General features: G+C 65.2%; 21 protein-coding genes. 19 read left to right on the top strand and 2 right to left on the bottom strand.

What is annotated here, in order from left to right; translation table 11 throughout:
• Positions 1-116 precede the first annotated feature (116 nt).
• Genes surE through rlmD form a run of 4 tightly spaced genes read left to right on the top strand, consistent with a single transcriptional unit; the run spans position 117 to position 4120 of the window.
• Positions 117-881, top strand: a complete 765-nt coding sequence (gene surE, locus ACNH6H_RS21660; protein WP_418320356.1) for a 5'/3'-nucleotidase SurE — start codon at positions 117-119, stop codon at positions 879-881.
• Positions 878-1735, top strand: a complete 858-nt coding sequence (locus ACNH6H_RS21665) for a protein-L-isoaspartate(D-aspartate) O-methyltransferase (protein WP_418320357.1) — start codon at positions 878-880, stop codon at positions 1733-1735. Before surE ends, ACNH6H_RS21665 begins: the two co-directional genes overlap by 4 nt.
• Before the next feature lie 17 nt (positions 1736-1752).
• The gene (locus ACNH6H_RS21670) at positions 1753-2691 is read left to right on the top strand and encodes a peptidoglycan DD-metalloendopeptidase family protein (protein WP_418320358.1); all 939 of its coding nucleotides are present in this window, start codon (positions 1753-1755) and stop codon (positions 2689-2691) included.
• 55 nt (positions 2692-2746) lie between these two features.
• Positions 2747-4120, top strand: a complete 1374-nt coding sequence (gene rlmD / locus ACNH6H_RS21675; RefSeq protein ID WP_418320359.1) for a 23S rRNA (uracil(1939)-C(5))-methyltransferase RlmD — start codon at positions 2747-2749, stop codon at positions 4118-4120.
• Between the two features lie 49 nt (positions 4121-4169).
• On the opposite strand, the gene ACNH6H_RS21680 is transcribed toward rlmD, so the two are convergent.
• A complete protein-coding gene (locus ACNH6H_RS21680) occupies positions 4170-4865 on the bottom strand; it encodes a Bax inhibitor-1/YccA family protein (RefSeq protein WP_418320360.1) in 696 nt (231 codons plus the stop codon).
• A 132-nt stretch (positions 4866-4997) separates the two neighbouring features.
• On the opposite strand from ACNH6H_RS21680, the gene ACNH6H_RS21685 reads away from it, so the two are divergent.
• The 5 genes from ACNH6H_RS21685 (at position 4998) to ACNH6H_RS21705 (ending at position 11072) form a co-directional block, all read left to right on the top strand.
• A complete protein-coding gene (locus ACNH6H_RS21685) occupies positions 4998-5405 on the top strand; it encodes a GlcG/HbpS family heme-binding protein (protein WP_418320361.1) in 408 nt (135 codons plus the stop codon).
• A gap of 186 nt (positions 5406-5591) precedes the next feature.
• Positions 5592-6764: a glutamine-hydrolyzing carbamoyl-phosphate synthase small subunit gene (carA, locus tag ACNH6H_RS21690; protein WP_418320362.1), complete on the top strand. Its 1173-nt coding sequence runs from the start codon at positions 5592-5594 to the stop codon at positions 6762-6764.
• Entirely contained in the window at positions 6757-10050 is a 3294-nt protein-coding gene (gene carB, locus ACNH6H_RS21695) for a carbamoyl-phosphate synthase large subunit (RefSeq protein WP_418320363.1), read from the top strand. The genes carA and carB overlap by 8 nt, the downstream gene beginning before the upstream one ends.
• 70 nt (positions 10051-10120) lie before the next feature.
• A complete protein-coding gene (gene greA / locus ACNH6H_RS21700; protein ID WP_418320364.1) occupies positions 10121-10597 on the top strand; it encodes a transcription elongation factor GreA in 477 nt (158 codons plus the stop codon).
• A gap of 10 nt (positions 10598-10607) precedes the next feature.
• Entirely contained in the window at positions 10608-11072 is a 465-nt protein-coding gene (locus tag ACNH6H_RS21705) for a DUF4149 domain-containing protein (RefSeq protein ID WP_418320365.1), read from the top strand.
• On the opposite strand, the gene ACNH6H_RS21710 is transcribed toward ACNH6H_RS21705, so the two are convergent.
• Complete coding sequence (locus tag ACNH6H_RS21710; protein WP_418320366.1) at positions 11050-11526, bottom strand: YhbY family RNA-binding protein; 477 nt, start codon at positions 11524-11526, stop codon at positions 11050-11052. The two genes, ACNH6H_RS21705 and ACNH6H_RS21710, sit on opposite strands and share 23 nt — an antisense overlap.
• A 20-nt stretch (positions 11527-11546) precedes the next feature.
• Between ACNH6H_RS21710 and ACNH6H_RS21715 the strand changes: the two genes are divergently transcribed.
• The 10 genes from ACNH6H_RS21715 (at position 11547) to phoB (ending at position 22035) form a co-directional block, all read left to right on the top strand.
• Positions 11547-12245, top strand: a complete 699-nt coding sequence (locus ACNH6H_RS21715; protein ID WP_418320367.1) for an RlmE family RNA methyltransferase — start codon at positions 11547-11549, stop codon at positions 12243-12245.
• A gap of 154 nt (positions 12246-12399) precedes the next feature.
• Entirely contained in the window at positions 12400-14304 is a 1905-nt protein-coding gene (gene ftsH / locus ACNH6H_RS21720; RefSeq protein WP_418320368.1) for an ATP-dependent zinc metalloprotease FtsH, read from the top strand.
• Between the two features lie 93 nt (positions 14305-14397).
• A complete protein-coding gene (folP, locus tag ACNH6H_RS21725) occupies positions 14398-15279 on the top strand; it encodes a dihydropteroate synthase (RefSeq protein ID WP_418320369.1) in 882 nt (293 codons plus the stop codon).
• The gene (gene glmM, locus ACNH6H_RS21730) at positions 15276-16610 is read left to right on the top strand and encodes a phosphoglucosamine mutase (RefSeq protein WP_418320370.1); all 1335 of its coding nucleotides are present in this window, start codon (positions 15276-15278) and stop codon (positions 16608-16610) included. Before folP ends, glmM begins: the two co-directional genes overlap by 4 nt.
• A 131-nt stretch (positions 16611-16741) precedes the next feature.
• Positions 16742-17779 (top strand): phosphate ABC transporter substrate-binding protein PstS, encoded by a 1038-nt coding sequence (pstS, locus tag ACNH6H_RS21735; protein WP_418320371.1) that lies wholly within the window; start codon positions 16742-16744, stop codon positions 17777-17779.
• 132 nt (positions 17780-17911) lie between these two features.
• Positions 17912-18886 carry a phosphate ABC transporter permease PstC gene (pstC, locus tag ACNH6H_RS21740; RefSeq protein ID WP_418320372.1) on the top strand — a complete coding sequence of 325 codons (975 nt, stop codon included), beginning with the start codon at positions 17912-17914 and terminating at the stop codon, positions 18884-18886.
• A 32-nt stretch (positions 18887-18918) separates the two neighbouring features.
• Positions 18919-19770: a phosphate ABC transporter permease PstA gene (gene pstA / locus ACNH6H_RS21745; protein ID WP_418321447.1), complete on the top strand. Its 852-nt coding sequence runs from the start codon at positions 18919-18921 to the stop codon at positions 19768-19770.
• A 22-nt stretch (positions 19771-19792) separates the two neighbouring features.
• Complete coding sequence (gene pstB, locus ACNH6H_RS21750; RefSeq protein ID WP_418320373.1) at positions 19793-20578, top strand: phosphate ABC transporter ATP-binding protein PstB; 786 nt, start codon at positions 19793-19795, stop codon at positions 20576-20578.
• A 25-nt stretch (positions 20579-20603) separates the two neighbouring features.
• Entirely contained in the window at positions 20604-21311 is a 708-nt protein-coding gene (gene phoU / locus ACNH6H_RS21755) for a phosphate signaling complex protein PhoU (RefSeq protein ID WP_418320374.1), read from the top strand.
• 22 nt (positions 21312-21333) lie between these two features.
• Entirely contained in the window at positions 21334-22035 is a 702-nt protein-coding gene (phoB, locus tag ACNH6H_RS21760; RefSeq protein ID WP_418320375.1) for a phosphate regulon transcriptional regulator PhoB, read from the top strand.
• Positions 22036-22041: the final 6 nt, after the last annotated feature.

Here is a 22041-nt window from a genome sequence, read left to right on the forward strand (position 1 = left end):
ACCGGCTCACCGATGATAAGCAGCACCGCTGTCAGCCGGCGTCGCGGCGGCGACTCGTCCGCCCGCTCGCGCCAGGCGCACGAGCGGGATCGCGCGACTGCCTACAATCGCCGCCGATGCGCATCCTGATCGCCAATGACGACGGTTACCTTGCCCCCGGTCTGGCCGCGCTGATCGAGGCATGCCAGGGGCTGGGCGATCTCGATATCGTCGCACCGGAGCAGAATGCGAGCGGCACGTCGAATTCGCTGACGCTGAATCGGCCGTTGTCGGTCCATACCGCGGGCAACGGCATCCGTTTCATCAACGGCACACCGTCGGACTGCGTCCACATCGCGCTGACCGGCCTGCTCGAGCAGCGCCCCGACCTCGTCGTCTCCGGCATCAACCAGGGCGCCAACATGGGCGACGACACCTTGTATTCGGGCACGGTTGCCGCCGCGATGGAAGGATTCCTGTTCGGCATTCCGGCGATTGCGTTTTCGCAGGTAGCGAAGGGCTGGGTCGACCTCGACGCCGCCGCGCGCACGGCGCGGCGCATCCTGCAGTCCTTGCTGCCCGAAGTTACGGCCGCGCAACCTTGGCTGCTCAACGTCAACATTCCGAACGATCCGGCATCCGACTCGATGCCGTGGCGGATCACCCGGCTCGGCCGGCGCCATGCCAGCGAGCCGGTGATCCGGCAGCAAAGCCCGCGCGGCGAGACGATGTACTGGATCGGCCCGGCCGGCGACGCCCGCGAGGCCGGCGAAGGCACCGACTTCCACGCCACCGCCGAAGGCATCGTCTCGATCACGCCGCTGCAGGTCGACCTGACCGAACATGCCGGGCTCGGCCGCTGGCGTGACTGGCAGGCCGGTGCCGAACGGCCGGAACAATGACCGACAAACCGCCAGCCAGACGAGGCAGCTTTCCGCTGCGCCTCGATCAGCTCGGGCCGTCGCGCTCGGCGGCCGGCGACCCGGCGCGCAAGCCGGTTGCCGCCGCGGTGCGCACGGTGCTGCGTCCGCAGGCCTTGCTGCAGCATGCGGCCATGGTCGCTGCGCGGCCGAATCTGCCATCGGGCACCGGCCTCGATTCGGCCGGTGTGCGCCAGCGGATGGTCGATCGGCTGCGCCGCGGCGGCCTGACCGACGAGCGGGTCTGCGACGCGTTGTCGCGGGTGCCACGGCATCTGTTCGTCGACAGCGCGCTGGTGCCGCAGGCCTACGAAGACACAAGCCTGCCGATCGGCCATGGCCAGACGATCTCGAAACCGTCGGTGGTTGCCCGGATGATCGGTCTGCTGTTCGGCGGGGCCAACGCCCATGCCGGCAACGGGCTCGGCAAGGTGCTCGAGATCGGCACCGGCTGCGGCTATCAGGCCGCGGTGCTCGCCGATTGCGCACGCCAGGTGATCTCGGTCGAGCGGGTTGGACCGTTGCACGACAAGGCGCGGGCCAACCTCGAGCCGCTGCGCGTCTGGCGCGACCGCATCCGCCTCGTCTATGGCGACGGCATGCTCGGCCATCCGCCGAATGCGCCGTATGACAGCATCATCGCGGCGGCCGGCGGCGACGCGCTGGCCGACGCCTGGCTCGAGCAACTGGCGATCGGCGGACGCCTGGTTGCGCCGGTTCAGGACTCCGCCGGCCGGCAGTCGCTGGTGGTCGTCGACCGTGACGACCGAGGCTGGCGGCGCAGCGTGCATGAAGGTGTGCACTTCGTCCCACTAAAATCCGGACTTGTCCGCTGATGGTGTCAACCTTGCCCATGAACCGTGTTGCCCTAGGTCGTTGTCGCTCCAGTTGGTCGGTGCCTGTTGGCGCCAGGCGTGCCGGCGCATGCCTGTTCGGTGCTGCCGTGCTGCTGCTCGCCGGCTGTGCCGCCACCCGACCGGCTCCCGTCGAGGTGCGTACACCGGCCCGGGTTCAGACTGCGCCGCCGGTCACGACGGTGACGCCGGCGCCGGCCGCAGCCGAAGCCGTCAAGCCGTTGCCAGGCATCGAAAACCTCGGCAAACCCGGTTATTACGCGGTCAAGCCGGGCGATACGCTGATCCGCATCGGCCTCGAGAATGGCCAGAACTGGAAAGACCTGGTCCGCTGGAACGACCTCGAGAATCCGAACGTGATCGAGGTCGGCCAGGTGCTGCGGGTGGTGCCGCCCGGCACCGACCCGACGGTCGCCGGTACTCGGCCGGTGAGCCCGCCAAGGGTTGAATCGCGTCCGCTCGATGCACCCGCTGCCGCGACGACCGCACCGGTTGGGGCGGCGGCATCGGCGCCAGTCGCCACGACACCACTGCCGATCGCTACGCCGGCAACGAAGGGCGACAGTGACGAAAATGTCAGCTGGGCCTGGCCGGCCGAAGGACAACTGGTCGCCGCATTCGACGAAGGCAAGAACAAGGGCCTGTCGATCGCCGGCAAGGCGGGGGATCCGGTATTTGCAGCCGCCGACGGCCGCGTCGTCTATGCCGGTTCGGGGCTGCGTGGTTACGGCAACCTGGTGATCCTGAAACACAACAACACCTACCTGACGGCCTATGCGCACAACCAGGTGCTGCTCGTCAAGGAGGACCAGAACGTCAAGCGGGGCCAGAAGATCGCCGAGATGGGTTCATCCGATGCGGATCGCGTGAAGCTGCATTTCGAGATCCGCAAGCAAGGCAAGCCGATCGATCCGGCCCGGCTGCTGCCGTCGCGCTGACGTGGCAATGGCCGGCCAGCCTGCGGCAGCCGCGGGCTGCCGGGATAATCGAGCGATGACGGATCCACAGGAATGGTTGCAGGTCGAGTCCCTCGACCTCGAGGCGCAGGGCGTTGCGCATAACGCCGAAGGCAAGGTGGTCTTCATCGAAGGGGCGCTGCCGGGTGAACAGGCGCGTGTCCAGGTGCGGCGCCGCAAGAACCAGTGGGAGCAGGCGACGCTGCTCGAGACGCGCAGCGAGAGTTCGCAGCGGGTGCGTCCGCAATGCCCGCATTTCGGCGTCTGTGGCGGCTGCAAGATGCAGCACCTGCACGTTGGCGCGCAGGTCGCGACCAAGCAGCGTGCGCTCGAGGATGCCTTGTGGCATCTTGGCAAGGTCAAGGCCGTGCAACTGCTGCGGCCGATCGAGGGCCCGGCCTGGGGGTATCGCTTCCGCGCCCGGCTGTCGGTCCGCCATGTCGTGAAGAAGGGCAAGGTGCTGATCGGCTTCCACGAGCGCAAGTCGAGTTATGTCGCCGACATGGACAGTTGCGAGGTGCTGCCGCAGCACCTGAGCGCGATGCTGCTGCCGCTGCGTGACCTGATCGCCGCGATGGACGGCCGTGACCGGCTGCCGCAGATCGAGGTCGCGATCGGCGACGAGGTCACCGCGCTGGTGTTGCGCCATCTGGAACCGCTGACGGCAGCCGATCTGCAGCGCCTGCGCGAATTTGCGGCTGCTCACGGCATCCAGTGGTGGCTGCAGCCGAAAGGGCCGGATACCGTCCATCGGCTCGACGAGGCAGGCCCGCCGCTGGCCTATACGCTCCCGGAGTTCGGCATCACGATGCCGTTCAAGCCGACCGATTTCACGCAGGTCAACCATGCGATCAACCGCACGCTGGTCGGCCGCGCATTGCGGCTGCTCGACGTGCAGCCGGATGAGCGGGTGATCGACTGGTTCTGCGGGCTCGGCAATTTCACGCTGCCGATCGCGCGTCGCGCCAGCCGGGTGCTCGGGATCGAGGGCAGTTCGTCGCTGGTCGAGCGGGCGCAGCAGAATGCGGCGTCGAACGGCCTTGCCGAACGGACCCGCTTCGAGGTGCGCAACCTGTTCGAGTTGACCGTCGACGACCTGGTCTCGCTCGGCCGCCATGACAAATGGCTGGTCGATCCGCCGCGCGAAGGCGCCTTTGCGCTGGCCAAGGCGCTGGCCGACCTGCATCAGGGCGAAGCCAGCGCGGCTTCACGCGATTTCGTCTTTCCGCGCCGCATCGTCTACGTCAGCTGCAACCCGGCGACGCTGGCCCGGGACGCCGGGCTGCTGGTCCATCAGGCGGGTTACCGCTGCGTTGCCGCCGGCGCGGTCAACATGTTTCCGCACACCGCGCACGTCGAGAGCATCGCGGTATTCGAGCGCGCCGCGGACGAGACGCCGGCCAACTGCTGACATAAAAAACGGGGCCCGCAGGCCCCGTTGTATCTTGGTGCGCCAGCGCTTATTCGCTGTTGCCGCCAATACCGAACAGCACCAGCAGCGACTGGAAGACGTTGTAGATGCTGAGGTAGACGCCGAGCGTCGCGGTGATGTAGTTCGTTTCCTGGCCGTCCTTGACCCGCTTCAGGTCATACAGGATGAAGGCCGAGAAAATGCCGATCGCGATCACCGACAGCGTGATCATCAACGCGCTGGACTGGATGAAGAAATTGGCCAGCATCGCGACCAGCAGCATGATCATGCCGATGAACAGGAATTTGCCCATCGAGCTCAGATCGCGCTTGATGATCGACGACAGCGTCGCCATGCCGAGGAAGATCGCGCCGGTGCCGGCAAACGCCATCATGATCAGGCTGGCGCCGTTGGCCATGCCGAGCACGACGCCGAGCAGGCGCGACAGCATGATGCCCATGAAAAACGTGAACGCCAGCAGCACCGGCACGCCGGCGGCCGAGTTCTTCGTTTTCTCGATCGCGAACATGAAGGCAAAGGCGCCGCCGAGGAAAACGATCAGCCCGATGCCGGGCGACATCATGCTGGCGATGCCCGTCGCGAGGCCGACCCAGGCGCCGATGACGGTCGGCACCATCGACAACGCGAGCAGCCAATAGGTGTTGCGCAATACGCGGTTGCGCGCCTCGACCGAAAGGCCGGCACCGGCGTAGCCGGCGTAGGCGGATTGCAGGTTCTGGTTCATCGATACCTCCTGGAAAACAACACTTGGTGAGACCACCAAACAGGCATTCTAGTTCCCGGGGCCCAGCTGCGGCCTCGGGAGATACCGCTACAGTGGCGGCATTCCAGCCGATTTTCAACCCCTCCGATACCCATGAAAACCAGATCTTTCCTGACCCACGACGACGCCCGCCGGATGGCGGCTGCCTGCGAAGCCGAGGCCTCGGCCAATGGCTGGGCCGTCAGCTTCGCGATCGTCGACGACGGCGGCCACCTGTTGTGGCAGCAGCGCCTCGACGGCGCGGCGCCGATCTCCGCGCAGATCGCACCCGCCAAGGCCAGAACGGCGGCGCTCGGCCGGCGTGAGAGCAGGATCTACGAGGAAATGATCAACCAGGGGCGGGTCTCGTTTCTCAGCGCACCAGGGCTTGACGGGCTGCTCGAGGGCGGTGTCCCGATTTCGATCGATGGCGAATGCCTCGGCGCGATCGGCGTCAGTGGCGTCAAGTCGACTGAGGATGCCCAGATCGCCCGCGCCGGAATCGCCGCACTGACCGCCTGAGTACCCCCGGAACGGGGGGAGAGCGGGGCCGCATCGGCTACAATTGACAGGTTTACCCTCAATCAGCCTGCCCTCTCGAAACCTCCTGTTGTTTCCTCCACCGGACACCAGACCGCAAGGCGCTTGTGAGCAATTGCAAGCGCCTTCCTGATGGCCGAGATGGGCACGCGTCAACGGAGATTTCCCGTGCTGCCCGTTTTATCCCCGGCTCTACTCGCACTTGCAGACGGCACGGTCTTTCAAGGCTATTCCTTCGGTGCTCCCGGCCAGACTGTCGGCGAGGTGGTGTTCAACACCTCGATGACCGGCTACCAGGAGATCCTCACCGATCCGAGTTACTGCCGCCAGATCGTCACGCTGACCTATCCCCACATCGGCAATACCGGTGTCAATGAAGAAGACGCAGAGGCCGGCAAGGTCCACGCCGCCGGACTGATCATCAAGGATCTGCCGGTTCGCTCGTCGAACTTCCGCCAGAGCGAAACGCTGGCTGACTACCTGGCCCGCAACGGCACGGTGGCCATCGCCGGCATCGATACCCGGCGCCTGACCCGGATCCTGCGGACGACCGGCGCACAGAACGGCTGCATCACCGCGTTCCCGGTCGGTACCGAGATCAACGCCGAGCACCGCGCCGCTGCGGTTGCGCAGGCGCAGTCGGCGCCGTCGATGGCCGGCCTCGACCTGGCCAAGGTCGTCAGCGAGCCGAAGCGCTACGAATGGCAGCAGACCGAGTGGCAACTCGGACAAGGCTACGGCACCGCCGACGCGACCCGCTTTCACGTCGTTGCCTACGATTTCGGCGTCAAGCACAACATCCTGCGCATGCTGGCCACTCGCGGCTGCCGGATCACCGTGGTGCCGGCACAGACCAGTGCCGCCGATGCACTCGCGCTGCAACCGGACGGCATCTTTCTCAGCAACGGGCCCGGCGACCCCGAGCCCTGCGACTATGCGATCGACGCTGCGCGCAGCCTGATCGACAAGGGGCTGCCGACCTTCGGCATCTGTCTCGGACACCAAATTCTGGCGCTGGCTTCCGGCGCCCGCACCTACAAGATGAAATTCGGCCACCACGGCGCCAACCACCCGGTGAAGGACCTCGACAGCGGGCGCGTCAGCATCACCAGCCAGAACCACGGCTTTGCCGTCGACGACAAGGCCCTCCCGCCCAACCTGCGGGCGACCCATGTCAGCCTGTTCGACGGCAGCCTGCAAGGTCTGGCCCGCACCGACCGGCCGGCGTTCTGCTTCCAGGGTCACCCCGAAGCGTCACCGGGGCCACACGATATCGGCTACCTGTTCGATCGCTTTATCACGCTGATGGCAGACCGCAATGCGGAGGTGAAGCATGCCTAAGCGCACCGACCTGCAAAGCATCCTGATCATCGGCGCAGGGCCGATCGTGATCGGCCAGGCCTGCGAATTCGACTATTCCGGCGCCCAGGCCTGCAAGGCCTTGCGCGAAGAAGGTTACCGGGTCGTGCTGGTCAACAGCAACCCGGCGACGATCATGACCGACCCGGACATGGCCGACGCGACCTACATCGAGCCGGTGATCTGGCAGGTGGTCGAAAAGATCATCGCGAAGGAACGCGAACTGCACCCCGACGAGAAGATGGCGGTGCTGCCGACGATGGGCGGCCAGACGGCGCTGAACTGCGCGCTCGACCTGCACCGCAATGGCGTGCTCGAGAAATTTGGCGTCGAGATGATCGGTGCCAACGAACACGCGATCGAGAAGGCCGAGGACCGGCTGAAGTTCAAGGATGCGATGACCGGCATCGGACTCGGCTCGGCGCGCAGCGGTATCGCCCATTCGCTCGAGGAGGCGTGGGCGGTGCAGAAGCAGATCCAGGTCGATACCGGCGGATCGGGCTTTCCGATGGTGATCCGGCCGAGCTTCACGCTCGGCGGCACCGGCGGCGGCATCGCCTACAACCCGGAAGAGTTCGAGGAAATCTGCAAGCGCGGTCTCGACCTGTCGCCGACCAAGGAACTGCTGATCGAGGAATCGCTGATCGGCTGGAAGGAATACGAGATGGAGGTGGTCCGCGACCGCGCGGACAACTGCATCATCGTCTGCTCGATCGAAAACCTCGATCCGATGGGCATCCACACCGGCGACTCGATCACCGTCGCGCCGGCGCAGACCCTGACCGACAAGGAATACCAGCTGCTGCGCAATGCCAGCATCGCGATCCTGCGCGAGATCGGCGTCGATACCGGCGGCTCGAACGTGCAGTTCGCGATCAATCCGCGCGACGGCCGGATGGTCGTGATCGAGATGAACCCGCGCGTCAGCCGCTCGTCGGCACTGGCGTCGAAGGCGACCGGCTTCCCGATCGCCAAGGTCGCCGCCAAGCTCGCGGTCGGCTTCACGCTCGACGAACTGCGCAACGACATCACCGGCGGCGCGACGCCGGCCAGCTTCGAGCCGAGCATCGACTACGTGGTGACGAAGATCCCGCGTTTCGCATTCGAGAAATTCCCGGCTGCCGATTCGCGGCTGACGACGCAGATGAAGTCGGTCGGCGAAGTGATGGCGATGGGCCGCTCGTTCCAGGAAAGTTTCCAGAAGGCGCTGCGCGGGCTTGAGACCGGCATCGACGGGCTGTCCGAGCGCAGCGACGACCGCGACGAGATCATTGCCGAGATCAGCGACGCCGGGCCGGAACGCATCCTGTATGTCGCCGACGCCTTCCGCATCGGCATGAGCCTGGACGAAATCTTCGAGGAAACCGCGATCGATCCGTGGTTCCTGGCGCAGATCGAGCAGTTGGTGCAGATCGAGAAGGAAGTCGCGACGCGCCGCCTCGACGATCTGTCGGTCGACGAACTGCGTTTTCTGAAGCAGAAAGGTTTTTCCGACAAGCGCCTGGGCAAGCTGCTGGCGACCAGCCAGTACACGGTGCGCGAGCGCCGCCATGCGCTCGGCCTGCGACCGGTCTACAAGCGGGTCGATACCTGCGCGGCCGAATTCGCGACCCAGACCGCCTATTTGTATTCGAGCTACGAAAGCGCCGATGGCGAATGCGAAGCCGAGCCGACCGACCGCAAGAAGATCATGGTGCTCGGCGGCGGGCCGAACCGGATCGGCCAGGGCATCGAGTTCGACTACTGCTGCGTGCATGCCGCACTGGCGATGCGCGAGGACGGCTACGAGACCATCATGGTCAACTGCAATCCGGAAACCGTGTCGACCGACTACGACACCTCGGATCGGCTGTATTTCGAGCCGGTGACGCTGGAAGACGTGCTCGAGATCGTCGACAAGGAAAAGCCGGTCGGCGTGATCGTGCAATACGGCGGCCAGACGCCGCTGAAACTTGCGCTTGACCTCGAGCGCGCCGGCGTGCCGATCATCGGCACCTCGCCCGACAGCATCGACATCGCCGAGGACCGCGAGCGCTTCCAGGCGTTGCTGCATGAGCTCGGCCTGAAGCAGCCGCCGAACCGTACCGCGCGCACCGAGGAGCAGGCGCTGCAACTGGCCCAGGAAATCGGCTACCCGTTGGTCGTGCGGCCGAGCTACGTGCTCGGTGGCCGGGCGATGGAAATCGTCCACGGCGACAAGGACCTCGAGCGCTACATGCGCGAGGCGGTCAAGGTCAGCGAAAAGTCGCCGGTGCTGCTGGATCGCTTTCTCGACGATGCGGTCGAGGTCGATGTCGACTGCATCGCCGACGGCGGCGACGACGAGTCGTCGGTGATGATCGGCGGCATCATGGAGCACGTCGAGCAGGCCGGCATCCATTCCGGCGATTCGGCCTGTTCGCTGCCGCCGTATACGCTGCCGGCCGAACTGCAGGACGAATTGCGCCGGCAGACGGTGCTGATGGCGCGCGCGCTGAAGGTCAAGGGCCTGATGAACGTGCAGTTCGCAATCCAGGGCGAGGGCGCCGACGCGGTGGTCTACGTGCTGGAGGTCAATCCGCGCGCGTCGCGCACCGTGCCTTTCGTCTCGAAGGCGACCGGCCAGGCGCTGGCGAAGATCGCCGCGCGCTGCATGGTCGGGCAGCCGCTGGCCAGCCAGCGCGGTCTCGGCGGCCGGCCGCCGCGCGAGGTCGTACCGCCTTATTTCAGCGTCAAGGAAGCGGTCTTCCCGTTCAACAAGTTCCCGGGCGTCGATCCGATCCTCGGCCCTGAGATGCGATCGACCGGCGAGGTGATGGGAGCCGGCCGCGGCTTCGGCGAGGCGATGCTGAAAAGCCAGCTTGGCGCCGGTTCGCGGCTGCCGGCCAGCGGAACCGTCTGCATCACCGTGAAGGATGCCGACAAGGCGCGTGCGGTTGTCGTTGCGCGCGATCTGGTCGCACTCGGCTTCTCGCTGGTTGCGACGAAGGGCACGGCGGCGGCAATTGCCGAGGCCGGCATCGAGGTCCGCCAGGTCAACAAGGTCAAGGACGGCCGTCCGCACATCGTGGACATGGTCAAGGCCGGCGAGATCCAGATGGTCTTCACGACCGTCGACGAAACCCGCACCGCAATCGCGGATTCGCGTCACATCCGGCAGGCTGCACTGGCGCACCGCATCACCTACTACACCAGCATGGCCGGTTGCGAGGCCGCCGTCGAAGGCCTGAAACACGAAGCCGACCTGGTTGTGGTGTCGCTGCAGTCGCTGCACACCGAGTTGCACTAAACTCCGTGCAACACAGCCGCCGCCAGTTGATCTGGCGGCGGTGTCATTTTTGCGTCAGGATTTGAGCAGCATGAATACCATCCCCCTCACCGTGCGTGGCGCGGAAAAGCTGAAGGAAGAACTGCACCGTCTGAAGACGGTCGAGCGCCATTCGGTGATCCAGGCCATCGCCGAAGCGCGCGCCCAGGGAGATCTTTCCGAAAACGCCGAATATGAAGCTGCGAAGGACAAGCAGGGCTTCATCGAAGGGCGGATTCTCGAGATCGAAGGCAAGCTCGCGGCGGCGCAGATCATCGACCCGAAAACCTTGAATGCCGAGGGCCGGGTGGTCTTCGGTTCGACCGTCTCGCTCGAGGAGGAAGAAACCGGCGCCAAGGTCAGCTACCAGATCGTCGGCGACGACGAGGCCGACCTGAAACTCGGGCTGGTCTCGATCAGCTCGCCGATCGCGCGGGCGCTGATCGGCAAGGAAGTCGGCGATGTCGCCGAGGTGCGGGCGCCGGGAGGCACCAAGAGTTACGAGATTGTCGACGTCCAGTACGTCTGATCGGCCGCCTGTGGCAGCGCGTGCCGCCGCGCTGCTGGCCGGGGTCTGGGCAGGGGCCTTGCTGGCGCTCGCTGCGATCGCCGCGCCGCTCGCTTTTGCCAATGCCGCGCGCGACGTCGCCGGCCGGATCGCCGGCCAGACCTTTGCGCTCGAGGCCCGGGTCGGGCTGCTGATTGCGGTGGTGCTGCTCCTGCTGCTGCGCCGGCAGGCGAGGCCGACCGGTGCACCGGTATTCAGCACCGACCTGATGCTGTTGCTCGGTGCGGTGTTCTGCACGGTTGCGGGGCATTTTGCGCTGCAGCCGATGCTCGCCGCCGCCCGGGCCGGCGAGGGCAGCTTGTCTTTTGCCGCGCTGCACGGCATCGCCGCCGCGTTCTACGGCGTCAAGACGCTGCTGGTGCTGGTTCTCGCGTGGCGCCTCGTCGGCACGCCGCGCGCGGCGGCGACAAGCGTTATTCCGCCGCTGTCTTCTTGATGCTGCTGGCGCGCTTGCGGGCGCGCTTGATTTCGCCACCGGCCGCCAGCCGCTGGTTGCCGAGCACCTTGATCTTCTTGACCTGCGGGCGATGGTTGCCGCTTTTCGAGAATTTGAGGATCTTCACGACCTTAGGCCCCGGCCTGCGGCCCTCGGCGGGCTCGGCTTTTTCCTTCTCCGGAATCGGCCGCCACAACACCAGCAGCTTGCCGATGTGCTGGATCGGCGCGGCGCCGAGTTGGTCGGCGAGCCGTCCGAACATCGCCTCGCGCTGGCTGCGGTCGTCGGAAAATACCCGAACCTTGATCAGGCCGTGCGCATTCAGCGCAGCGTCGATCTCCTTGATCACGCCGTCGCTCAGTCCCTCGGAGCCGATCGAGACGACCGGATCGAGGTGGTGGGCGTCGGCGCGTTTGTCCTTGCGCTCGGCAGGGGTCATCTGAATGGCGGGCATCCCCGTATTATCCGTCGAGCATGAAAACGCGCACCAAAAGCAAGAAGGTCAACAAGAGCTGGCTCAACGACCACGTCAACGACCCGTATGTCAGGCTGGCGCAGCGCGAGGGCTACCGGGCCCGCGCCGCCTACAAGCTGAAGCAGATCGATGAGGAGTTGTCACTGATCAGGCCGGGCCAGCTCGTCGTCGACCTCGGCGCGACGCCGGGCGCCTGGAGCCAGTATGTGCGGCGCAAGTTTGCGCCGCGCGAGGCCGGCACCGGCGGCGCGTCGGCCGGCCAGCTGAACGGCACGATCATCGCGCTCGATCTGCTCGAATTTGAGCCGATCGAGGGCGTCCAGTTCATCCAGGGCGATTTCCGCGAGGCCGAGGTGCTCGCGGCGCTCGAGGCCTCGCTCGGCGGCCGCCGCGTCGACGTCGTGTTGTCGGACATGGCGCCGAATCTGTCGGGCATCGCTTCCGCCGATGCGGCGCGGATCGAACTGCTGGTCGAGTTGGCGCTGGACTTTGCCTCCGCCCACCTCGCGCCGTCCGGCGCGCTGGTCTGCAAGGTCTTCCACGGCGGCGCCTATGACCAGCTCGCCCGCTCGTTCCGGGAACATTTCAAGATCGTCAAGGCGATCAAGCCGAAAGCCTCTCGTGACAAATCGGCCGAAACCTTTCTGGTCGGTATGGTTCCAAAAGGTCCAAGGCCCGAAGAAACCCCATCGGCGTAAGCTGATCCGGCCATGACCCGCCGGTATCGGGGTGTATTCGCCGAGGTCGCCGGGGTTGAGTGTCATAAAATTGGCCCCAGTTGAGATAAAGCTCAAATTGGGCGTGGTGGGTGACCACTGCGCGACGACGTTTTGACCGGGACAAGGAGCCGCGGTGAACAATCAATGGTTCTCGAAAGTGGCTGTCTGGCTGGTGATCGCCCTGGTGCTGTTCACCGTGTTCAAGCAGTTCGATCGAGGTGCAACCCAGGGTAATCTGATCGGCTATTCCGATTTCCTCGAGGAAGTCCGGAACAAGCGGATCAAGTCGGTGACGCTGCAGGAAGGTGCTTCGGGCACCGAGATCGTCGCGATCACCAATGACGACAAGCGCCTGCGCAGCACTGCCACCTACCTTGACCGGGGCCTTGTTGGCGACCTGATCAACAACGACGTCAAGTTCGACGTCAAGCCGCGCGAGGAGCCGTCGATCCTGATGAGCATCCTGGTCTCATGGGGACCGATGCTGTTGCTGATCGGCGTCTGGATCTATTTCATGCGCCAGATGCAGGGCGGGGGCAAGGGCGGCGCCTTCAGCTTCGGCAAGAGCAAGGCGCGCATGCTCGACGAGGCCAACAATTCGACCACCTTCGCCGATGTCGCCGGTTGCGACGAAGCCAAGGAAGAGGTCAAGGAACTGGTCGACTTCCTGAAGGATCCGCAGCGCTTCCAGAAACTCGGCGGCCGCATTCCACGCGGCGTGTTGCTGGTCGGCCCGCCGGGAACCGGCAAGACCTTGCTCGCAAAGGCGATCGCTGGCGAGGCCAAGGTGCCGTTCTTCAGCATCTCGGGTTCCGATTTCGTCGAGATGTTCGTCGGCGTCGGCGCGGCTCGTGTTCGCGACATGTTCGAGCAGGCGAAGAAAAGTGCGCCTTGCATCATCTTCGTCGACGAGATCGACGCGGTCGGCCGCCATCGTGGTGCCGGCCTCGGCGGCGGCAATGACGAGCGCGAGCAGACGCTGAACCAGATGCTGGTCGAGATGGACGGCTTCGAGACCAATCTCGGCGTGATCGTGATGGCGGCGACCAACCGGCCCGACATCCTCGATCCGGCACTGCTGCGCCCGGGCCGCTTCGACCGCCAGGTCTATGTGACGCTGCCCGACGTGCGCGGCCGCGAGCAGATCCTGCTGGTCCACATGCGCAAGGTGCCGGTCGGCCAGGACATCCGCGCCGACATCCTGGCGCGTGGTACGCCGGGCTTCTCGGGCGCCGATCTCGCCAACCTGATCAACGAGGCGGCCTTGTTCGCCGCGCGTCGCAATGGCCGTGTCGTCGAGATGATCGATTTCGAGCGCGCCAAGGACAAGATCATGATGGGCCCCGAGCGCAAGTCGATGATCATGCCCGAGGAAGAGCGGCGCAATACCGCCTACCACGAGTCCGGTCACGCACTGGTCGCCCGTTTGATGCCGAAAACCGATCCGGTCCACAAGGTGACGGTGATTCCGCGTGGCCGTGCACTTGGCGTGACGATGCAGTTGCCCGAGGGTGACCGCTACAGCATGGACAAGGAGCGCATGCTCAGCACGATCAGCGTGCTGTTCGGTGGCCGGATCGCCGAAGAGGTGTTCATGAACCAGATGACCACCGGCGCCAGCAACGACTTCGAGCGGGCCACTGCGATCGCCCGCGACATGGTCACGCGTTACGGCATGACCGACGAGCTCGGCCCGATGGTTTATGCGGAAAACGAAGGCGAGGTTTTCCTCGGCCGTTCGGTGACGAAGACGACGACGATGTCCGAAGAGACGATGCGCAAGGTCGACATCCAGATCCGCCGCATCATCGACGAGCAATACAGCATCGCCCGCAAGCTGATCGAGGACAACAAGGACAAGATCCACGCGATGGCGCAGGCCCTGCTCGAATGGGAAACCATCGACGCCGATCAGATCGACGACATCATGAACGGCAAGCCGCCGCGGCCGCCGAAGGATCTGACGCCGAACAACGATCGGCCGCCGAGCGGTCCGACCGCAACGGTCGGTACCGACAGCGCGCCGGCAGCGGCCTGATCGGCAGACAGCGATCAACAGACGGGGCTTCGGCCCCGTTTTCCGTATCCAAGGGGCGCTGAGCCACTTCCGGTGGCGCGCCGACAGCAAGCGATGATCTGGCAGACGACCCGTTTTGCGATCGACCTCGGTCGCCCCTGCGTGATGGGCATCGTCAACCTGACCCCCGATTCGTTTTCAGACGGTGGTGGTCTGGTGACGCCGCTCGATGCGGCACGGCGCTGCGAACGGCTGCTGGCCGACGGTGCCGACATCCTCGACATCGGCGGTGAATCGACCCGCCCGGGCGCCGAGCCCGTTCCGGCCGACGAGGAATGGTGGCGCCTGGCGCCGGTGCTGGAAGCGGCGCTGCAGCTGGGCTGCCCGGTGTCGGTCGACACGATGAAAACCGAGGTGATGCGGCGCGCACTCGATCTCGGCGTCGACATCATCAACGACGTCCAGGCACTGCGCGCCGACGGCGCGGTCGAGGCTCTCGCGGCGAGCGCCGCGGGTGTCTGCCTGATGCACATGCGTGGCCAGCCGCGCTCGATGCAGGCCGATCCTCCGGCCGATTGCGACATCGTCGCCGAGGTCGGCAAATTTCTTGCCGAACGCGCCGCGGTGCTGGTCGCACAGGGTATCGATCGACGCCGGATCACGCTCGATCCGGGGATAGGTTTTGGCAAGACGGTGCGGCAGAATTTCGAACTGCTGCAGCAGACCGCGGCCTTGGGCGAGCTCGGGTACCCGCTGCTGGTCGGCTGGTCGCGCAAGTCCTCGCTCGGTGTCGTCACCGGCCGGCCGGTCGATCAGCGCGGCAGCGCCAGCGTCGCGGCAGCACTGGCGGCGCTCCTGCACGGCGCGCGGATCGTCCGCGTCCATGACGTGGCCGAGACGGTCGACGCGCTGAAGGTCTGGCAGGCCGCCGGGCTGCCGGCGTGGCAACGGCCAGGCGCCACTCCCAACGAACAACAACCAACGAGACAGACATGAGCAGACAATTTTTCGGTACCGATGGCATCCGTGGCACGGTCGGCGATCGGCCGATTACGCCGGATTTCATGCTCGGCCTCGGCCATGCGGTAGGTCGGGTGCTGAAACGCTCGACGGCGCGGCCGACCGTGCTGATCGGCAAGGACACGCGCATTTCCGGCTACATGATCGAGTCGGCGCTGCAGGCCGGGTTTGCATCCGCCGGTGTCGATGTGCTGCTGACCGGGCCGCTGCCGACGCCCGGTGTCGCCTATCTGACGCGTGCACTGCGCCTCGACCTCGGTGTCGTGATCAGCGCCTCGCACAACGCGTTTGCCGACAACGGCATCAAATTCTTTTCCGCGCACGGCGAGAAGCTGCCGGACGCCTGGGAAATCGAGGTCGAGGAGGTGCTTGCGGAGCCGCCGCAGTGGGTCGATTCGCTGCAGCTCGGCAAGGCGCGGCGCCTCGACGATGCGCAGGGGCGGTATGTCGAATTCTGCAAGAGCCGGGTTTCCGCCGACCTGTCGCTGAAGGGCCTGCGGATCGTCATCGACGCCGCCCATGGCGCGGCCTACCATGTCGCGCCAAGCGTATTCCATGAGCTGGGTGCCGAGGTGATCTGCATCGGTTGCGCGCCCGACGGCTTCAACATCAATGCGGCGGTCGGCGCCACCCAGCCCGACGCCTTGCGCCAGCGTGTGATCGACGAGAAGGCCGATTTCGGCATCGCGCTCGATGGCGATGCCGACCGCCTGCTGATCGTCGATGGCGGCGGGCGGCTGTACAACGGCGACGAGCTGCTGTATGTGCTGGTTGCAGACCGGCTGGCGCAGGGGCATGAGGTGCCCGGCGCGGTCGGCACGTTGATGACCAACATGGCGGTCGAAGTGGCGCTGCGCGAGCGCGGGGTCGAACTGGTCCGCGCCAAGGTCGGTGATCGCTATGTGCTGGAAGAATTGCAAGCGCGCGGCTGGACGCTCGGCGGCGAAGGCTCCGGCCACCTGCTCGCGCTCGACAAGCACACCACCGGCGACGGCATGATCAGTGCATTGCTGGTGCTGCAGGCGGTTGTGCGCAATGGCGGCAGCCTGGCGCAGATGCTCGCCGGCGTCGATCTTTTTCCGCAGACGCTGATCAATGTGCGACTGAGCGCCGGGCAGGACTGGCGCAGCGATGTCCGGCTCGACCAGGTGCAGGCCGAGGTGCGCGACGAACTCGCCGACAGCGGCCGGGTGCTGATCCGGCCTTCGGGTACCGAACCGCTGCTGCGGGTGATGGTCGAGGCGCGTGCCGCCGACCAGGCCCGCCGATGTGCCGAGCGGATTGCCGCCGCGTTGCAGTCTTCCTGATGCTGCGTGGTGGAATGTGACGGGCCGGCGGTATTTCGCCGGCTGTCATGGTGTTGTCACATGCGTTTTTTATAGTCCTGGTCATCGATTCAGAGTGAATCCACCAGCGGGCTCTGCCCGAAAGGACCGACATGAAAAACGCGATTGTCCGTGTTGCCACCACCGCTGTACTGCTCGCCGGAACCTCCGGCCTGAGCCTTGCCCAGAGCGTCACCGGCGCCGGCGCCACCTTCCCGGCGCCGCTGTATGCCAAATGGGCCGATGCCTACAACAAGGCCACCGGCGTGAAGATCAACTACCAGTCGGTCGGCTCGGGAGCCGGGCTGAAGCAGATCCGCAGCAAGACCGTCGATTTTGGCGCGTCGGACATGCCGCTGAAAGACGACGAACTGGCCAAGGATGGCCTGCTGCAGTTTCCGACCGTGATCGGCGGCGTGGTACCGGTCGTCAACATCAAGGGCATCGCGCCGGGACAGATCAAGCTCAGCGGCAAACTGCTCGGCGACATCTACCTCGGCAAGGTCAAGAAATGGAATGACCCGGCGCTGCAGGCGCTGAACCCGGGTGTGCCGCTTCCTGATGCGGCGATCGCCGTCGTGCGTCGCGCCGATGGCTCGGGCACCAGCTTCATCTTCACGAACTACCTGTCGAAGGTCAATTCCGACTGGAAGAGCGCGGTCGGTGAGGGCACGGCGGTCAACTGGCCGACCGGTACCGGCGGCAAGGGCAACGAAGGTGTCGCGGCATTCGTCACGCGGCTGCCGAATTCGATTGGCTATGTCGAGTACGCCTACGTCAAGCAGAACAAGATGACGTATACGCTGCTGCAGAACCAGGCCGGCAACTTCGTCACTCCGGACGATGCCAACTTCAAGGCGGCCGCTGCCGGCGCCGACTGGGCGAAATCGTTCTACCAGATCCTGACCGACCAGCCGGGCAAGGATTCCTGGCCGCTGACCGGTGCGACCTTCATCATGATGCACAAGGCCCAGGACAAGCCCGAACAGGCGACGCACTCGCTGAAATTCTTCGACTGGGCCTTTGCCAACGGTGACGCGATGGCGGCCGAGCTGGAATATGTGCCGCTGCCCGATGCCGTCAAGACGATGGTCCGCAAGCAGTGGTCGGAAATCAAGGACGGCAGCGGCAAGGTCGTCGCGCAGAAATGATCGAAGCTTCGGGCGGCGCGAGCGCGCCGCGCCGAACCGCCGGCCGCCTTCGGGGCGGCCGGTTTTCATGGCCGAAACGGAGTTTTTGTGGCCGCTACACTTCCCGCTGCACCTTCTGACGACAAGGCGATCGTGCGTACCCCAGCACATGGCGGACCGCCGAAGGCCCGCGCCTCCAAACCCTTCGGTGACCTGGTCTTCTCGCTGCTGTCGCATGGCGCGGCGATCCTGACACTGGCGCTTCTCGGCGCGATCATCGTCTCGCTGATCGTCGGCGCCTGGCCGGCGATCGCCGAATACGGGCTGAGCTTCCTGTGGCGCAGCGAGTGGGATCCGGTCCAGGACCAGTACGGCGGCCTGGTGATGATCTACGGCACCGTCGCGACCTCGCTGATCGCGCTGGTGATCGCGGTGCCGGTCAGCTTCGGCATCGCACTGTTCCTGACCGAGTTGTCGCCTGGCTGGCTGCGCCGTCCGCTCGGCATTGCGGTCGAACTGCTGGCGGCGGTGCCGTCGATCGTCTACGGCATGTGGGGCTTGCTGGTATTCAGCCCGGTGCTGGCAACGTATGTGCAGCAGCCGCTGCAGCAGCTGCTCGGCGATGTGCCGGTGCTGCGCGAGCTGGTCTCCGGGCCGCCGGTCGGCATCGGCCTGCTGTCGGCCGGCATCATCCTCGCGATCATGATCATCCCGTTCATCGCCGCGGTGATGCGCGACGTCTTCGAGGTGATCCCGCCGCTGCTGAAGGAGTCGGCCTACGGCCTGGGTTCGACGACCTGGGAGGTCGTCTTCAAGGTCGTGTTGCCGTATACCAAGACCGGCGTCATCGGCGGCATCATGCTCGGCCTCGGCCGCGCGCTCGGCGAGACGATGGCGGTCACTTTCGTGATCGGCAACTTCAACCAGCTCGACAGCCTGTCGCTGTTCGAGGCGGCGAACAGCATCACATCGGCGCTGGCCAATGAGTTCGCCGAGGCCAGCGAAGGCCTGCACCAGGCCTCGCTGATCTACCTCGGGTTGGTGCTGTTCTTCATCACCTTCGTCGTGCTCGCGCTGTCGAAGATCCTGCTGCTGCAACTGCGCAAGAACGAAGGAGCACGGACATGAACCAGCCGGCATCCCGCTCGACCTTCTTCGCGATGTCGGACAGCCGGCGCGCGATGCACCGCAAGCGCAAGATCATCAACGTGATCGCGCTGAGCCTGTCGCTGGCCGCGATGGCATTCGGCCTGTTCTGGCTCGGCTGGATCCTGCTCGAGACGTTTCGGCTCGGGCTCGCCGGTCTGACGATGATGACCTTCACCGAGATGACGCCGCCGCCGATGGCCGAGGTCGGCGGGCTCGCGAACGCGATCGTCGGTTCGCTGATCATGGTCTCGATGGCAACCTTCATCGGCACGCCGATCGGCGTGCTGGCCGGCGTCTATCTCGCCGAGTACGGCCAGAACACCCGGCTCGGCGCCGTCACCCGCTTCATCAACGACATCCTGCTGTCGGCGCCGTCGATCGTCATCGGCCTGTTCATCTATGCCGTCGTCGTCGCGCAGTTCAAGACCTATTCGGGCTTTGCCGGCGTGCTGGCGCTGGCGCTGATCGTGATCCCGGTCGTGATTCGCACCACCGAGAACATGTTGTCGCTGATCCCGAATGCGCTGCGCGAGGCGGCCTATGCGCTGGGCACGCCGAAGTGGAAGGTGATCCTCGGCATCACGTTGAAATCGGCGCGCGCCGGCGTGCTGACCGGCGTGCTGCTGGCGTTCGCCCGGATCGCCGGTGAAACCGCGCCGCTGCTGTTCACCGCGTTGTCGAACCAGTTCTGGACCACCGACCTCGGCGAACCGATGGCCAGCCTGCCGGTGACGATCTTCAAGTTTGCGATGAGCCCGTACGAGAACTGGCAGCAGCTGGCCTGGGCCGGCGTGCTGCTGATCACGCTCGGCGTGCTGGCGCTGAACATCCTGGCGCGGACCTTCCTGCGCAACAAACACTGATGCCACGCGAGGTGGACTGCTGATGGACAAGAAAGTCGATATCCCGGTGACCGAGAAGGCGAAGATCTCGGTGCGCAACCTGAACTTCTATTACGGCAAGTTCCATGCGTTGAAGAATATCAACCTGGAAATTCCGGAAAAGAAGGTGACAGCCTTCATCGGCCCGTCCGGCTGCGGCAAATCGACGCTGCTGCGCACCTTCAACCGGATGTTCGAGCTGTATCCCGAGCAGCGTGCCGAAGGCGAGATCTTGCTCGACGGCGAGAATATCCTCGAGTCGAAACACGACGTGACGCTGATCCGCGCCAAGGTCGGGATGGTGTTCCAGAAACCCACGCCGTTCCCGATGTCGATCTACGACAACATCACCTTCGGCGTCAAGTTGTTCGAGAATCTTCCCCGAGTCGAGATGGACGAACGCGTCGAATGGGCGTTGAAGAAGGCCGCGTTGTGGAACGAGGTCAAGGACAAGCTGAACCAGAGCGGATCGGGTTTGTCCGGCGGCCAGCAGCAACGTCTGTGCATCGCGCGCGGCATCGCGATCAAGCCTGAGATTTTGTTGCTCGACGAGCCCTGCTCGGCGCTCGACCCGATCTCGACCGGCAAGATCGAGGAACTGATCAACGAACTGAAGGCCGACTACACCGTCGTGATGGTGACCCACAACATGCAGCAGGCGGCGCGCACGTCCGACTACACCGCCTACATGTACCTTGGTGACCTGATCGAATTCGGCCTGACCTCGGACTTGTTCCTGAAGCCGAAGAAGAAGGATACCGAGGACTACATCACCGGACGTTTCGGTTGATCGAACGTCGAACCACGGAGCAGCAATGACCGACAAGCATCTATCGACCCAGTTCGATGCCGAACTCAGCGGCATCTCGACGCGCGTCCTCGAGATGGGCGGACTGGTCGAGTCCCAACTGGCGCAGGCGGTTCATGCGCTGGCCAATTTCAGCGGTGAGGTTGCCTCGCAGGTGTTGCTCCGCGAGGAAGACGTCAACACGATGGAGGTCGAGATCGACCGCGATCTGTCGGCAATCATCGCGCGGCGTCAGCCGACCGCGCGTGACCTGCGCCTGCTGATCGCGATCAGCAAGGCGATCGCCAACCTGGAGCGGGTCGGCGACGAGGCGGCGCGGATTGCACGCACCGTGCAGCGCCTGCTTGATACCGGCGTATCGAGCCGGCTGCGCCTGCCGGTCAGCGACCTGACCTATGAGTCCGAACTCGCGGTTGCCCAGTTGCGCAAGGCGCTCGATGCCTTCGCACGCCTCGATGTCGAACGCGCGATCGAGGTATTGAAGCAGGACGACCAGATCGACGAGGAATTCGAAGGCCTGGTGCGCAAGCTGATCACCTTCATGATGGAAGACCCGCGGACGATCTCGTCGAGCATCGACCTGATCTTCGTCGCGAAGGCGATCGAGCGTGTCGGTGACCATGCGAAAAACCTGGCCGAGGTCATCATCTACGTCGTCAAGGGGACCGACGTCCGCCACAACTCGGTCAGCGAAGTCGAAAGCCTGGTCCGCTGATGTTGCTGCCGCGGCACCACCGATGAGCCGGATTCTTGTCGTCGAGGACGAAGCGGCGATCGCCGAGCTGATTGCGATCAATTTGCGCCATGCGGGCTTCGATGTCGTGCTGGCAGCGACCGCCGAGCAGGCGCAACGCGAGGTCGACCAGATGCTGCCGGAACTGGCGATCCTCGACTGGATGCTGCCGTCACAGAGTGGTCTGGCGCTGGCGCGCAGCTGGCGGCAGAATGTCCGCACGCGCGACCTGCCGCTGATCATGCTGACTGCGCGCAGCGAGGAAAACGACAAGATTGCCGGGCTGGACGCCGGCGCCGACGACTACCTGACGAAGCCGTTTTCGCCTAAGGAATTGCTGGCCAGGATCCGGGCCGTGTTGCGACGCCGCGCACCCGAGGCGCTCGACGCGCCGGTCGAAGTCGCCGGCCTGACGCTCGACCCGTCGACGCGGCGGGTCACACGCGACGGGGTCGAGGTCAAGCTCGGGCCGACCGAATTCCGGCTGCTGCATTTCCTGATGACCCACCCGGAGCGTGTGCACAGCCGTGCGCAATTGCTCGACCGTGTCTGGGGTGACCATGTATTCATCGAGGAGCGCACCGTCGACGTCCACGTCAAGCGGTTGCGCGAGGCGCTGGGCTTGAGCGATGGCAAGCGCCTGATCGAAACCGTCCGCGGAGCTGGCTACAGGCTGAACCAGCAGATGCAGACGCAGGCCGACTGATCCGGC

It is taken from the genome of Pseudideonella sakaiensis, from assembly GCF_048320135.1.
Lineage (GTDB): Bacteria > Pseudomonadota > Gammaproteobacteria > Burkholderiales > Burkholderiaceae_C > Ideonella_A > Ideonella_A sakaiensis_A.

Coding starts and splice junctions, on each gene's coding strand:
- ACNH6H_RS21685 (WP_418320361.1), top strand. CDS start 4,998: ATGAAAACCAGATCTTTCCTGACCCACGACGACGCCCGCCGGATGGCG.
- pstA (WP_418321447.1), top strand. CDS start 18,919: ATGTCGGACAGCCGGCGCGCGATGCACCGCAAGCGCAAGATCATCAAC.
- greA (WP_418320364.1), top strand. CDS start 10,121: ATGAATACCATCCCCCTCACCGTGCGTGGCGCGGAAAAGCTGAAGGAA.
- ACNH6H_RS21710 (WP_418320366.1), bottom strand. CDS start 11,526: ATGCCCGCCATTCAGATGACCCCTGCCGAGCGCAAGGACAAACGCGCC.
- surE (WP_418320356.1), top strand. CDS start 117: ATGCGCATCCTGATCGCCAATGACGACGGTTACCTTGCCCCCGGTCTG.
- ACNH6H_RS21715 (WP_418320367.1), top strand. CDS start 11,547: ATGAAAACGCGCACCAAAAGCAAGAAGGTCAACAAGAGCTGGCTCAAC.
- ACNH6H_RS21670 (WP_418320358.1), top strand. CDS start 1,753: ATGAACCGTGTTGCCCTAGGTCGTTGTCGCTCCAGTTGGTCGGTGCCT.
- carB (WP_418320363.1), top strand. CDS start 6,757: ATGCCTAAGCGCACCGACCTGCAAAGCATCCTGATCATCGGCGCAGGG.
- ACNH6H_RS21665 (WP_418320357.1), top strand. CDS start 878: ATGACCGACAAACCGCCAGCCAGACGAGGCAGCTTTCCGCTGCGCCTC.
- ACNH6H_RS21680 (WP_418320360.1), bottom strand. CDS start 4,865: ATGAACCAGAACCTGCAATCCGCCTACGCCGGCTACGCCGGTGCCGGC.
- phoU (WP_418320374.1), top strand. CDS start 20,604: ATGACCGACAAGCATCTATCGACCCAGTTCGATGCCGAACTCAGCGGC.
- pstS (WP_418320371.1), top strand. CDS start 16,742: ATGAAAAACGCGATTGTCCGTGTTGCCACCACCGCTGTACTGCTCGCC.
- glmM (WP_418320370.1), top strand. CDS start 15,276: ATGAGCAGACAATTTTTCGGTACCGATGGCATCCGTGGCACGGTCGGC.
- phoB (WP_418320375.1), top strand. CDS start 21,334: ATGAGCCGGATTCTTGTCGTCGAGGACGAAGCGGCGATCGCCGAGCTG.
- rlmD (WP_418320359.1), top strand. CDS start 2,747: ATGACGGATCCACAGGAATGGTTGCAGGTCGAGTCCCTCGACCTCGAG.
- folP (WP_418320369.1), top strand. CDS start 14,398: ATGATCTGGCAGACGACCCGTTTTGCGATCGACCTCGGTCGCCCCTGC.
- pstB (WP_418320373.1), top strand. CDS start 19,793: ATGGACAAGAAAGTCGATATCCCGGTGACCGAGAAGGCGAAGATCTCG.